Origin of the sequence: Streptomyces mirabilis, from assembly GCF_018310535.1 — a bacterium.
In the GTDB taxonomy this organism is placed as follows: Bacteria; Actinomycetota; Actinomycetes; order Streptomycetales; family Streptomycetaceae; genus Streptomyces.
This window is the reverse complement of record NZ_CP074102.1, coordinates 5,526,052-5,539,594: the sequence shown is the minus strand read 5'-3', so window position 1 is coordinate 5,539,594 and position 13,543 is coordinate 5,526,052. Positions and strand designations below refer to the sequence as shown.

The window sequence follows — 13,543 nt, the reverse complement described above, 5'->3', positions numbered from 1 at the left end:
CTTGAGTAGCCCGGGTCCATCCATGCGGTGATCGCGTCGTGGGCGAGGCGGATCAGGCCTCCGGGGCTGGGTCGTCCAGGTCGTCCAGGTTGTTGAGGTTGCTGAGGTCATCGAGGTCGCCACAGGCGGGCGCGGGAAGGCGGGCGCCCCGGCTTTCCGCGATGCGGTGAACGTCGCGCAGTGACTCGGCCATACGACACGCGAGGAAGCGGAGTTGCGCGGCGGTGACCCTGTGATCGGCGACCATGTCGGCCGCGTGGTCGAGGAGTTCGCCCGCCATGCCGAGCTGCACGCTCTCGATGGTGTCGGCGACCCGGGAGAGGTACCCGGTCCCGTCGCCGACCAGATAACACGGCTTGCCCTCCGCGCCGGACCACGGGAGCAGCCGCACCGGTTCCGCCCGGCCGCTGATCACGCGGTCACCTCCACACCATGGATCAGGCGCGGTCCGACATCCACGCCGTGCACGGCGAGCCACAGGGCGCGCCGCCGGGCCCTCTGCCGCCGTGCCTCCTCGCACCGCTCATGCGCGACGAGGTAGGGGCGGACGATCGCGTGGTCCTCGCCGCACAGAGGGCCGGATCCGGCGCGACGGGCCGTCTGCCCCTGTACATACGAGGGAGGCGTGGGCCGTTGGCGCCTCAGAAGGGTGCCGGCACCCACGCGGCGACGGCGCCCCGAGCCGGGAAGCAGCCACCGCAACAGCGGTTCGAAGAGGCGGGCGATACGGTGACTCATGTCGTCAACTCCGTTGGGTTCGTTGATGGCCACGCCCCCGGACCGGTCGCACGGTCGCGGGGGTATCGCTTTGTGTAGCGATCCACTCACAGAGTGAGACGGGTCGGGCTAGGCTCGCCAGAGGGTGGAGTGTGACCAGGCACTCGTCACAAAGGAGTTGGCACGGTGGGCAGCAGCTACGGCGATTGGCTCAAGGAACAGCGCGAGGCTGCCGGGCTGACACAGCAGCAGCTGGCCGAGGTTGCGATCATGACCCGTTCGCACATCGCCCACATCGAAGCGGGGCGTCGAGTGCCTTCGAAGGAGGATGCGCGGCGCCTGGACAAGGCTCTGAACACGGGGAACGTGCTCAGCAGCTTCCTCCCACAGCAGGATGTGGCAGTCGCGGACTACTTCGAGGCGGCGCGGCTGCTCGAACAACAGGCTGTGATGATCCGGGAGTTCGCCCTGTCGTTCGTACCGGGCATCCTCCAGACGGAAAGGTACGCACGTGCGGTCCTGAGCACGTCCTTCCCTCCCTCGAGTGAAGAGGAGTGTGACAGGCTCGTCGTCACACGTCTTGAGCGCGCGAAGATCCTCGACGATCCGGTGACACCCGTAGTCTGGGCGCTGCTGGACGAGGCGGTGTTACGTCGCGTCGTGGGCGGCCAGGACGTCATGGCGGAGCAGATCACGCACCTCGTCCGTCTGGTGGAGCGCGGCCGGATTCGCGTTCACGTGATGCCGTTTGCTCTGGGTTTCCATCCACTCATGGAAAACATGCTCAATCTCATGTGGTTCGACGACCAGCCGCCTGTGGCGTACAGCGAGGGCCTCCGCATGGGGAAGGTGCACGACTCCCCGTCCGTGGTTCAGGAGTTGCAGGGCCGCTACGATCTCGCGTTGAGCGACGCACTGCCGCTGAAGGAGTCATCGGCCCTGCTGAAAGCAACAGCGAAGGACTACGGACATCATGGCTGACCAGATAATCCCGAACGCTGCAACGCTGCAAGGTTGGCGGAAGTCGTCCTACAGCAATAGCGAAGGGGGCAGCTGTCTCGAAGTAGTCGACCGCTACGCCGGGGGGATCCCCGTGCGGGATTCCAAAATGGCGCACGGTCCCGCGTTGGTCTTCTCGGCCGTCGACTGGTCGGCGTTCGTCACAGCTGTCAAAAGCGGCACGTTTCCCAGCTGACCCGTACCGAGCGAGCCCCCGCCTCCGCACTACCTCCGCCAAAAGCCGTGCACAGTCCCGCCCCCACCGCTCACACGTAGCTCATTTGAGTGCACGAGTGACAACCACCTCCCGACTGCTCACGTCTTTTTGCACAGTAGGTGCCATGAGCCCTGGATTCGCGTACGAGCGCAACCCTTACGGCACGGCCCAGGTGGTCGCCACAGTGCGCGAACTCATGCGCGCCGACGGCCTGAACGTGCCCCTCGCCGCCATCGCCCGCGGCTGTGGCACATCACGCAACTTCCTCTACGCCAACTGGAAGTCCGCCACCGCACTGCACCTGCTCGCGCTGAAGGCCGAACTCGCCCACGTCTTCGACGCGACGCACCGCACCCGCCCCAGCGACGGGACAGTTCCAGGGATCACCGACCACCTGACACACGTTGTTCGCGGCATCCGCCGCCATCCGACCACAGCCGCCGTCGCCCGCTCCTCGCCCAAGGCCTTCACCGCGGCACACACAGCGACCGAGGGCCCCTTGGTACGGCTCGCGCTGGAACAGGTCAGCGATCTGCTGCACCCGCTCGTCCCGAACGGCGGAATCTGGGGTGACCCCGCGCTGAACTCCAGGACCTGGAAGATCCTCTGGATCGCGCGCCCTGCCGCCCTCTGCCCCGAAGCGGTGGGCGACCGGCGCAGGGAGGACGCCCTGGACGGCGCCTTCGCCGAATTGATGAGCGACGTGCTCACCCCTTGGCTCCCCCCGTCGGACCGCGGTTAGAGCACGACGTTCTCTTACCGGGATCTCATTCATCCACAGCTTGCCCCCAGGCAGAGCACAGCCCCCGCCCATCGGCCGTATGCATGGTGCACTGGTGACATCTGCCACCGACCCACTGTCCCCGGCCCCCGGCCACTCCGTGGCCCCCGGCGCACCGAGCGTCGAGCCGCCCCAGGGGCCGTCCCCCACGCCCACCGAGCCCATCGCACCGCGCTGGTCGCTCCCCGCCATGATCGCGATCATGGCGCTGGCCACCACGCTGTACTCCTGGAACCTGTCCTCCTCCAGCCTGAACAGCTTCTACAGCGCCGCCGTGCTCAGCGGCACGCACAGCTGGAAGGCGTGGTTCTTCGGCTCGCTGGACGCGGGCAACTTCATGACCGTCGACAAGCCGCCGCTCGTCCTCATGGTCATGGGCCTGTTCTGCCGTGTCTTCGGCTTCGGCACCTGGCAGATGATGCTGCCACTGATCGCCGCCGCGGTCGGCACGATCTGGATCCTGCACTCCTCGGTGAAGCGGGTGTTCGGGCACGTCGCCGCCGCGATCTCCGCGCTGGTGCTCGCGCTCACCCCGATCACCGTCGCCATCAACCGCGACAACAACCCCGACTCGCTGCTGGTGCTGCTGATGGTCGGCGGTGCGGCGCTGGCGTTGCGGGCCGCGCACAACAGCCGGCTACTGCCGCTGCTCGGCTCCGCGGTCTGCTTCGGGCTCGCCTTCAACACCAAGATGCTCCAGGGCTACATCGCCCTGCCGGCCGTCTTCGCCATGTACCTGTGCGCGGCCCGCCTCCCCCTGGTGAAACGGATCGTCAACCTGCTGCTCGCGGGCGTGGCCCTGGCCGTCTCCAGCATCTGGTGGGCGGCGGCCGTCTCCCTGGTGCCCGCCTCCGAACGGCCGTACATCGGCGGCTCGACCGACGGCACCGCCTGGAACCTGATCATGGGCTACAACGGCCTGGGCCGGGTCTTCGGCGGCGAGGGCAACGGCGGCGGGGGCGGGGGCGGCGGCGCCAACTTCGCCGGCACCGCCGGTCTCGGCCGGATGTTCAACGACATCCTCGGCGGCCAGATCTCCTGGCTGCTGCCCTTCGCCGCGATCGCCCTCGTCGGCGGTCTGATCCTGCGTGGCCGCTCCCCGCGCACCGACCTCACCCGCGCCGCGCTGATCCTCTGGGGCGGCTGGACCCTCTTCCACTACCTGACCTTCGCCATGGCCGAGGGCACCATGCACCCGTACTACACGACCGCGCTCGCCCCCGGCATCGCGGCCCTGTGCGGGGGCGGCGGCGTGATGCTGCTGCGGGCGTTCCGGGACGACAAGAGGTGGGTGTGGGTGCTGCCTCTGGCCCTGGGCACCACCGGCATCTGGTCGATCGTGCTGCTGTGCCGGGCCTCCGGCTGGAACACCTGGATGTGGCCGGTGATCGCGGTGGTCATGGCGCTGGCGATCTCGGGGCTGCTGGTCTTCCGTTCCGGCCGACGCGTCCAACTGTTCGCGGCCTCGGTGGCCGCCGCGGTCGTCGCGTCCCTCGCGGGTCCGGCCGCATACGCCGCGTCCGTGCCCTCGGGTTCGGGCGGCGGTATGGGCGGCACCAACCCGACGGCCGGCCCGACGACGGGCAACGGCATGGGCGGACCCGGTGGCGGCGGGAACCGCGCGGGCGGCTTCCCCGGCGGTTCCGGCGGTCCGGGCAACGGTGAGATGCCGGGTGGCACGCAACAGGGCGGCCAGACGGGTACGGCGCCGAGCGGCGCGCCCAGTGGTGCGCCCGGCGACACCCAGCAGGGCAACGGTGAACTGCCCGGCGGCGGCGAGAACGGCGGCTTCCCCGGCGGCCAGCAGGCGAGCGGCGAGACGGATACGCCCCCGAACGGCACCGGTGCCACCGGCGGCACCACCGGTCAGCGCGGCGGCTTCGGCGGCGGCGGGATGGGCGGCATGGGCGGCGGCGCCGACAGCGAACTCGTCGCCTACCTGAAGAAGCACCGGGACGGCGCCAAGTGGCTGCTCGCGGTGTCCAGTTCGCAGAGCGCCGCACAGCTGATCGTCAGCACCGGGCAGCCCGTCATCTCCATGTGGGGCTGGTCCGGCACCGACAAGGCGATGACCCTCGCCAAGCTCAAGGAGCTGGTGAAGAAGGGCGAGCTGCACTACATCCAGCTCGGCGGCGGCATGGGCGGAGGCGGCGGCATGGGCCAGGGCGGCTCCGACAGCGTCAGCTCGGAGGTCACGGCCTGGGTGCAGAAGCACGCCACGGTGGTGAAGGAGAGCGCCTACAGCAAGAGCACCTCCACCACGTCGACCTCCAAGACCTCGACCGAGACCGAGACCAAGACCAAGACCGGGACCTCGACCGAGTCCGACTCCCAGGCGCAGAACGGCCAGACGTCGTCCGCGCTCTACCGCCTGGACCCGTCCGACCTGAACTGACCGGCCCTCAAGTGCCGGAAGGCCCCCGCCCCTGTGACCCATGGGCGGGGGCCTTCCGGTGTGTCATATCGCGCGCACGACAAGCGACTTGCCGGTTTCCGTCACCCAACCGACACGCTCCGTTCATTCCCCGAAACGCATGTCCATGTCACGCTCCGGTTGCCCGCTCGATCAACCCGCGTAGAACGGACGCCCCCACCATGCCCGCCACGCACATACGCCGCTGGAAGACGCTGGCGCTGACCACCTCAGCCGTCCTGGTAGGCCTCACCCTGCCGACGATGACCGCCACTCCCGCCAGTGCCACGACGACCGCGTACGACAGCACGTACTACAAGAACGCGGTCGGCAAGACCGGCAGCAGCCTGAAGTCCTCGCTGCACACGATCATCAGCAGCCAGACGAAGATCTCGTACTCCGCCGTCTGGGACGCCCTCAAGGTCACCGACCAGGACCCGAACAACAGCAACAACGTGATCCTGCTGTACAGCGGCACCTCGCGCGCCAAGTCCCTCAACGGCGGTGACACGGGCGACTGGAACCGCGAGCACGTGTGGGCCAAGTCCCACGGCGACTTCGGCGAGGTGACGGGTCCCGGCACGGACCTGCACCACCTGCGTCCCGCGGACGTCCAGGTCAACAGCATCCGAGGCAACAAGGACTTCGACAACGGCGGCAGCGCGGTCAGCGGCGGGGGTGGCAGCCTCACCGACTCCGACTCGTTCGAGCCGCGCGACGCCGACAAGGGCGACGTGGCCCGCATGATCCTCTACATGGCGGTGCGCTACGACGGCGGCGACGGCTTCGCCGACCTCGAGCCCAACGAGAAGGTGAACAACGGAAGCAACCCGTACATCGGCAAGCTCTCCGTGCTCAAGGAGTGGAGCGACGAGGACCCGCCGAGCGCCTTCGAGGAGAAGCGCAACCAGGTCATCTACGACACCTACCAGCACAACCGCAACCCGTTCATCGACCACCCGGAGTGGGTCGACGCGATCTGGTAGACGGCCGTAGCGACGGTCGACCGGCTACGGCCCGGGCGAGCAGGCCGTAGCCGGTCGACCGGGCCGTGGCGGCCGACCGGGCCGTCAGCTCCCGAGGTGGGTGGGTGCGAACATCCGCAGCACCGCAGGGAGCAGCACCACGGACGGGCCGGGGCTCGCGAAGGCCTTCGCCAGGTCCTCCTCCAGGGTCTCGGGGGTCGTACGGACCCCCGGGACGCCGAAGGACTCGGCCAGCGCCACGTAGTCGGGGCGGGTCAGCTCCGTCGCCGTGGGCCGGCCGAAGGCGTCGGTCATGTACTCGCGCAGGATGCCGTAGCCGCCGTCGTCGACGATCAGCCAGGTGACGTTCAGGTCGTACTGCCTCGCCGTGGCGAGTTCGGCGATCGAATACAACGCGCCGCCGTCGCCGGAGACCGCGAGGACCGGGCGGGTGGGATCGGCCGCCGCCGCGCCGAGGGCCGCCGGAAAGCCGTAGCCGAGGCCGCCCGCGCCCTGGGCGGAGTGCATGGTGTTCTTCCCGCGCGGGTCGAAGGCGGACCACGCCCAGTACGCCAGGATGGTCATGTCCCAGAAGGACGGGGAGGTGGACGGGAGGGCCCGGCGGACGGACGCCAGCACCTCCTGTTCCAGGGTGAGTTCCTGTGCGGCGATGCGCTCCCCCACCCGGTCGAGCAGCACGCGGACGCGGTCCGCCGCCGTCGGGTCGGGGCGGTCCTCGACGGTCTCCAGGAGCGCGGAGAGCGCGAGCCTGGCGTCCGCGTGGATGCCGATCGCCGGGTGGTTGGACTCCAGCTTGCCGAGGTCGGCCTCGATCTGGATGACCCGGCCGCGGGGCTTGAACGTGTGGTAGTTCGAGGACAGTTCGCCGAGGCCGGAGCCGACGACCAGCAGGACGTCCGCGTCCTCCAGGAAGTCCGTGGTGTGCCGGTCCTCCAGCCAGGACTGGAGCGAGAGCGGGTGGGTCCAGGGGAAGGCGCCCTTGCCGCCGAAGGTGGTGACGACCGGCGCGTTCAGCTTCTCCGCCAGCGACCTCAGCTTGCCGGACGCGTCCGACCGTACGACCCCGCCGCCCGCGATGATCGCGGGGCGGGCCGCCGTGGACAGCAAGTGGGCCGCCAGCGCGGTGAGTTCGGGGCGCGGGACGACGTCCTCCGGGGTCGCGTCCATCGCGGTGACCTGCGGCAGGTGGGTCTCGGCGAGCAGGACGTCCTGCGGGATCTCCACCCAGACCGGGCCGTGCGGAGCGGTCAGGGCCGACTCCCAGGCCGCCGCGATCGCGGAGGGGATCTGCGACTGCGTACGGACGGTGTGGACGGACTTGACGACCCCTCTGAACGACGCCTGCTGGTCAGGGAGTTCGTGCAGATAGCCGTGGCGTCCGCCGCCCAGTCCCGCGGTGGGGATCTGGCTGCTGATGGCGAGGACGGGGGCGGAGGCCGCGGCGGCCTCCTGGAGCGCGGCCAGGGAGGTCAGCGCTCCCGGGCCGGTGGACAGCAGCAGGGGCGCCGCCTCACCCGTGATGCGGCCGTACGCGTCGGCCGCGAACCCCGCGTTGTTCTCCACCCGCAGGCCGATGTACTGCAACGAGGAGCGGCGCAGGGCGTCGAACATGCCGAGGGCGTGCTGGCCGGGCAGGCCGAAGACGGTCGTGGCGCCGAGACCGGAGAGGGTCTCCACGACCAGGTCTCCGCCGTTGCGGCCGGGGGGCGGATTCAGCGCGGCCTCCGTCTGCGCCGCCGACGGACGGAGCACCAGGTCGTGGTCGTGAGTCACTTGTTCCCGGCCTCCTGAGCCCTGGCCGCCGCGATCTGGCGGGACATGATCGTCGTCAGTTCGTACGCCGTGTGGGACGCGGCCACCGCCGTGATCTCGGCGTGGTCGTACGCGGGCGCGACCTCGACCACGTCCGCGGAGACCAGGTTGCAGGAGGACAGCCCGCGCAGGATCTCCAGCAGCTCGCGGGAGGTCATGCCGCCGGCCTCCGGCGTGCCCGTGCCGGGGGCGTGCGCCGGGTCGAGGCAGTCGATGTCGATGGAGATGTACAGCGGGCGGTCGCCGATGCGCTGGCGCAGCTGGTCGGCGACCTCGTCCGCGCCACGCCGGTAGATGTCGGCGGACGTGACGATGCCGAAGCCCATCTTCTCGTCGTCCGTGAGGTCCTGCTTGCCGTACAGCGGGCCGCGGGTGCCGACGTGGGAGAGGGCCTCCGTGTCGAGGATCCCCTCCTCCACCGCCCGGCGGAACGGGGTGCCGTGCGTGTACTCGGCGCCGAAGTAGGTGTCCCATGTGTCGAGGTGCGCGTCGAAGTGGAGCAGGGCCACCGGGCCGTGCTTCTTGGCGACGGAGCGCAGGAGCGGGAGGGCGATGGTGTGGTCGCCGCCCAGCGTCATCAGGCGGGCGCCCGTGCCGAGCAGGTCGTCGGCCGCGGCCTCGACCGTCTCCACGGCCTCGTTGATGTTGAACGGGTTCGCCGCGATGTCGCCGGCGTCGGCGACCTGGGCGAGGGCGAAGGGGGAGGCGTCCTGCGCCGGGTTGTACGGGCGCAGCAGGCGGGAGGCCTCGCGGATGGCGTTGCCGCCGAAGCGGGCGCCCGGCCGGTAGGAGACCCCGGAGTCGAAGGGCACGCCGACCACGGCGACGTCGGCGCGGCCGACCTCGTCGAGGCGCGGCAGCCGGGCGAAGGTCGCGGGGCCCGCGTACCGCGGGACGCGGGACGAGTCGACGGGGCCGCGTGGCTGGCTGCCGCCTGCTGCCGGGAACTCGGTGCTGCTCATCGTCGGACTCCTCCAGGTGATACGGGTGATGCGTGGTACGGGTGATGCGTCGTGCAGGTGGCACGTCGTGCAGGTGGTGCTTTCCAGTGTCGCGGACCTCGCTGACCGGGGGGCCGCCCGGCCCGGTCGCCGTGCGGCGGCCGGGCCGAAGTTCTTCGGGTGCTGGGGTGACGTGCGGCGGCTAGGCGACCACGGCCGCCGGCTCGGCCTCGGCCTCGGCATCCGCGCCGCGCCCGGCCAGCCGCTCGCGCCAGGCGGCCAGGACCGCCGGGTCGGTCGCGGGTGTGGCCAGGGAGACGATCACGTACGCGGCCAGCGAGGACAGCAGCCCGTAGTAGACGGGCTCGTTCGCAAGGATGCCGTATGTCGCCATCAGCCCGACGACCGCGAGCCCGCCGACGACGACGGAGGCGAGCGCGCCGTGCACGGTCCCGCGCTTCCACAGCAGCCCGCCGAGGATCGGGACGAGCAGACCGCCGACGAGGAGGTTGTACGCGACGGTCAGCGCCTCGACGACGTTGTTGAGGGCGATGGCGGTACAGATCACGGCGACGCCCATGACGAGGATGAAGAGCCGGTTCCCCTTGACCTCGTCGTGCGCCTCGCCGTCACGCACCCCGCCGTCGCGCCGTACGGCCCCGCGCAGCTTGGACCAGATGTCGTTGTTGGCGACGGTGGCGCAGGCGATGAGGGCGCCGGAGGACGTGGACATCACGGCGGCGAGGGCGGCGGCGAGCACCAGGCCCCGTACGCCGACCGGAAGCTCGTCCTTGACGATGGTCGCGAAGGCGGTGTCGGTGCTGGGCAACGTCGGGTAGAGCACCTTGGCCGCCGTGCCGATGACGGCGCCGGCGAGGGCGTACACCAGGCAGTAGGTGCCGGCGACGGTGCCGCCCCACTTGGCGGTCTTGTCGCTGCCGGCGGTGAACACGCGCTGCCAGATGTCCTGGCCGATGAGCATGCCGAACGTGTAGATCAGCACGTAGGTGAAGATCGTCTCGCCGCCGATGCCCAGCGGGTCGAAGTACTCCGTGGGCAGCTTGGCCTTCATCTCGCTGAACCCACCGGCCTTGATCACCGCGATGGGGAGCAGGAGCAGCAGCACGCCGACGGTCTTCACGACGAACTGCACCATGTCGGTGAGGGTGATCGACCACATGCCGCCGAGCGTGGAGTACGCGACGACGATCGAGCCGCCGATGATGATCGCCAGCGTCCGGTTCATGTCGAAGAGGACGTCGAAGATGGTGGCGTACGCGATGGTCGAGGTGACCGCGAGCATCAGGGTGTACGCCCACATGACGACACCGGAGATGACACCGGCCCGGCCGCCGTAGCGGAGGTCGAGCATCTCGGAGACGGTGTAGACCTTCAGGCGGGCGATGCGGGCGGAGAAGAAGACGGAGAGCGCGAGGAGCCCGAGGCCGATGGCGAACACCATCCAGGCGCCGGAGAGCCCGTACTGGTATCCGAGCCCGACGCCGCCGATGGTGGACGCGCCGCCGAGGACGATCGCGGCCATGGTCCCGGAGTACATCGCGGGGCCAAGGCGCCGCCCGGCCACCAGGAACTCACTCTTCGACTTGGCGCGGCGCATGCCCCACCAGCCCATGGCCAGCATGCCGGCCAGATAGACGACGATCACTGTGTAGTCGACGGCCATAGGGGGCCCTCCTTCGCGCACTCATCGGTGGCGTGTCGTGCAGATGGACGTGGGGACGCGGGCCGGGCGAGCGATACCCGGCCGGGAGTCCGACAGCTGATCGCGGGGACATACGCCCGTACCCGCGGCTGCCGACGGCACTGACCTTAGGTGGCCGGAAGATGACTCTGAAGTGTACGTTTCATCCATTGCAGCCGAGCCGGATGGAGAGAACGTCCACCATGCCGGACACATCCGCCACACCAGTCCCACCCACCCCACCGATCCCGCTGTCCGCCCTCCTGGCCCGGGAGGACCTCGGCCTGCGCCACATCGCGGGCCCCATCGACCCGGACACGGTGATCCACTGGGCGCACACGTCGGAGATGGCGGACCCGTACCCGTATCTGCTGGGCGGTGAGCTGCTGCTGACCGCCGGGGTGCACATCCCGGAGGCGGCGGGCTCGGGCACCTACTTCGACGACTACGTCTCCCGGATCGTGGCGGCGGGCGGCGCGGCGCTCGGCTTCGGCCTGGCGCCGGTGCACGACACGGTCCCGCGCGCCCTGGTCGCGGCCTGCGACACCTACGGCCTGCCCCTGCTGGAGGTCCCGCCCCAGACCACCTTCTCGGGCGTGGCCCGCGCGGTGTGGCAGCTGATGGCCCAGGCCCGGCTGGCGGAACTGCGACGCGTCACCGAGGCCCAGCAGAGCCTGGCGGCCGCCGCGGCGCGCCCGGACCCGGTGGCGGCGGTGCTGCGGCAGCTGGCCCAGCGGGTGAGCGGCTGGGCGGTGCTGTACGGCCCGGACGGCGCGGAGCTGGCCCGCGCGGGGAGATCGCCGGAGGCGGGCCCCGTGACCGCCCTCGGCACCCTGGCCGCCGTCGTACGCCCTGGGGGAACCCAGACCGCGGGCCCCCAGGGCCCCACCCCCGCCTCCACTCCCCCCTCCGCCCCCACCCCGCCTCCCACCCCCTCCTCCGCCACCGACACCGTGGGCGGCACCCACCTCGCCGCGTACGCCCTCGGCGGCGGGCAGGGCTTCGTCCTCGGGGTCGCGGCGCCGCGCCGGGACCCCGGGGACCACACCATCGCCTCCGTCGCGGCCGTCCTCCTCTCCCTCCTCACCGGGGAGCAGCAGAGCGGGAGCGGCGCGGCGCGCTCGGCGGCGCTCGTACGACTCCTGCTGGGTGCCGTGCCCGAGGACGTGGCCCCGCTGCTCGGCGAGGACCGGTGGACCGTCGTGCACGCCCGCCCCGCGGCGGACGGCCCGGCGCCGGACGCCCTCGCCGCGTCCGCGCTGGGGGCGGCGCTGGGCTCCGCGCTCATCGACACCGGCGGGGGTGTCGTACGCGTCCTCGTCCCCGGTGACCGCGAGCCGACCGCGCAGGAGGGCTGGATCTGCGGGGTCAGCGCGGCGGTCGGCCCTCACGAGTGGGCGTCCGCCGACGGGCAGGCGGCCCGCGCCCTGGCCCGCGCCCGGGCGACCCGCACACCCCTCGTCCGCCACGGTGAGCGCCCCGCCCTGGCGGACCTCGTGCCCCCCGCCGACGCCCAGGCCCACGCGCGCGCCCTCCTCGCCCCCATCGCCGCCACCCCGGCCCTCACCGAGACCCTTCGCACCTGGCTGTCCCTGCACGGCAGTTGGGACCGCACGGCCGTCGCCCTCTCCGTCCACCGCAACACCGTCCGCCAACGCATCGCACGGTGTGCGGCGTTGCTGGAGGCGGACCTCGACGACGCGGACGTACGGATGGAGTTGTGGTTCGCGCTGAGGGAAACCTGAGAACCCGGGAAACACACCCCTCGACCCTCGCCTCTCAACGTGCCGAGTCGGGCGGGTGGGCGGGAAACAACAGCAGCCACGTCACGCCGAGTGACCCACATCCCACGGTTCAGGACAACCCCTCTCCCGGCGGAGCGCCCCGGCACAATGGGTGGCATGCCGATATCCGGGACCCCCAGCCGCACTGAGCTCGTCGACCATCTCGTGACGACCCGTATCGCGGGCGACGTCGCCACGCCGCGCGAGAACAACCTCTCCCACTACCGCAAGCTCGCCAACGGCGACCGCAACTTCTGGCTCGGCCTGGAACTCGGCGACCGCTGGACCGACGAGCAGGACGTGCTCGCCGTGATGGCGGAGCGGTGCGGTGTGAACGACGACCCGGAGTACCGCTACGGCCAGGACACCATCGACCCCGAGCTGACCGTCGACGCCCTGGACCGGATGGCGGCGCGGCTGCGCAAGGCGGCGGACGGTGAGCAGCGGGTGCTGTTCGCGACCGGCCACCCCGGCGGCCTGCTCGACGTGCACCGCGCCACCGCCGCCGCGCTGCGCGGCGCCGGCTGCGAGATCGTCGTCATTCCGGACGGGCTGCAGACGGACGAGGGGTACGTCATGCAGTTCGCGGACGTGGCGGTGCTGGAGCACGGGGCCACGCTGTGGCACACCCACTCGGGCGAGCCGATGCGCGCGATCCTCAAGGGCCTGGAGGGTGCGGGCCGCCCCCTGCCCGACCTGGTCGTCGCGGACCACGGCTGGGCCGGCTGCGCGGGCCAGCTCGGCATCGACTCCGTCGGCTACGCCGACTGCAACGACCCGGCCCTCTTCCTCGCCGAGTCCGAGGGCACGCTCCAGGTGACGGTCCCCCTCGACGACCACGTCACAAGCCCGCGGTTCTACGACCCGCTGACGGCGTATCTGCTGGCTTCCGCCGGTCTGATCTGAGCCGTTCCGAGCACCCGGAGATCACGCCCGGGTCAAATAAGCGGCAATAAATCGGCAAACGATCGCCAAGCGACGGCAAGATCATCGTAAATACCCCGTACCCCAAAACGTCACAGAGGTGACAGAACACCAACTCCCCGCCCACACCCGTCGGTTCACCGTTGCTACGTTTCGCCGCGGCCTTGGCATGACCACCCGGGCCACCAGGCCCCTGACCTGACCAGCCAGGGCTCACAACAGAACACAAAAACGGGAGAACACAGTGCGGAAGCTGGCAGTAGGCGC

12 protein-coding genes are annotated in these 13,543 nt (G+C 70.6%); 7 read left to right on the top strand and 5 right to left on the bottom strand.

The window, feature by feature from the left end; genetic code table 11:
* Positions 1-52 precede the first annotated feature (52 nt).
* Positions 53-415, bottom strand: a complete 363-nt coding sequence (locus SMIR_RS24445) for a hypothetical protein (RefSeq protein WP_248002933.1) — start codon at positions 413-415, stop codon at positions 53-55.
* Positions 412-738, bottom strand: a complete 327-nt coding sequence (locus tag SMIR_RS24440) for a hypothetical protein (RefSeq protein WP_168491784.1) — start codon at positions 736-738, stop codon at positions 412-414. Before SMIR_RS24440 ends, SMIR_RS24445 begins: the two co-directional genes overlap by 4 nt.
* A 165-nt stretch (positions 739-903) precedes the next feature.
* Between SMIR_RS24440 and SMIR_RS24435 the strand changes: the two genes are divergently transcribed.
* The 5 genes from SMIR_RS24435 (at position 904) to SMIR_RS24415 (ending at position 6,113) form a co-directional block, all read left to right on the top strand.
* Positions 904-1,698: a helix-turn-helix domain-containing protein gene (locus SMIR_RS24435; protein ID WP_212727388.1), complete on the top strand. Its 795-nt coding sequence runs from the start codon at positions 904-906 to the stop codon at positions 1,696-1,698.
* Positions 1,691-1,912, top strand: a complete 222-nt coding sequence (locus tag SMIR_RS24430; protein ID WP_168491788.1) for a DUF397 domain-containing protein — start codon at positions 1,691-1,693, stop codon at positions 1,910-1,912. Before SMIR_RS24435 ends, SMIR_RS24430 begins: the two co-directional genes overlap by 8 nt.
* A 145-nt stretch (positions 1,913-2,057) precedes the next feature.
* Positions 2,058-2,675 carry a hypothetical protein gene (locus tag SMIR_RS24425; protein WP_212727387.1) on the top strand — a complete coding sequence of 206 codons (618 nt, stop codon included), beginning with the start codon at positions 2,058-2,060 and terminating at the stop codon, positions 2,673-2,675.
* Between the two features lie 94 nt (positions 2,676-2,769).
* Positions 2,770-5,109 carry a glycosyltransferase family 39 protein gene (locus SMIR_RS24420; protein ID WP_422664462.1) on the top strand — a complete coding sequence of 780 codons (2,340 nt, stop codon included), beginning with the start codon at positions 2,770-2,772 and terminating at the stop codon, positions 5,107-5,109.
* Between the two features lie 200 nt (positions 5,110-5,309).
* Complete coding sequence (locus SMIR_RS24415; protein WP_168491792.1) at positions 5,310-6,113, top strand: endonuclease I family protein; 804 nt, start codon at positions 5,310-5,312, stop codon at positions 6,111-6,113.
* An 84-nt stretch (positions 6,114-6,197) separates the two neighbouring features.
* On the opposite strand, the gene SMIR_RS24410 is transcribed toward SMIR_RS24415, so the two are convergent.
* The 3 genes from SMIR_RS24410 to SMIR_RS24400 all read right to left on the bottom strand — a co-directional run bounded on the left by SMIR_RS24410 (position 6,198) and on the right by SMIR_RS24400 (position 10,550).
* Positions 6,198-7,886 carry a thiamine pyrophosphate-binding protein gene (locus SMIR_RS24410; protein ID WP_168491794.1) on the bottom strand — a complete coding sequence of 563 codons (1,689 nt, stop codon included), beginning with the start codon at positions 7,884-7,886 and terminating at the stop codon, positions 6,198-6,200.
* Positions 7,883-8,887, bottom strand: a complete 1,005-nt coding sequence (gene speB, locus SMIR_RS24405) for an agmatinase (protein ID WP_168491796.1) — start codon at positions 8,885-8,887, stop codon at positions 7,883-7,885. The genes SMIR_RS24410 and speB overlap by 4 nt, the downstream gene beginning before the upstream one ends.
* A gap of 181 nt (positions 8,888-9,068) precedes the next feature.
* A complete protein-coding gene (locus SMIR_RS24400) occupies positions 9,069-10,550 on the bottom strand; it encodes a sodium:solute symporter family protein (protein ID WP_168491799.1) in 1,482 nt (493 codons plus the stop codon).
* A 221-nt stretch (positions 10,551-10,771) separates the two neighbouring features.
* Between SMIR_RS24400 and SMIR_RS24395 the strand changes: the two genes are divergently transcribed.
* Both SMIR_RS24395 and SMIR_RS24390 read left to right on the top strand, forming a co-directional pair.
* Positions 10,772-12,313, top strand: a complete 1,542-nt coding sequence (locus SMIR_RS24395; RefSeq protein ID WP_212727385.1) for a PucR family transcriptional regulator — start codon at positions 10,772-10,774, stop codon at positions 12,311-12,313.
* Between the two features lie 156 nt (positions 12,314-12,469).
* Positions 12,470-13,258, top strand: coding sequence for a phosphatase (locus SMIR_RS24390; protein WP_212727384.1), 789 nt, complete (start codon positions 12,470-12,472; stop codon positions 13,256-13,258).
* Positions 13,259-13,543: the final 285 nt, after the last annotated feature.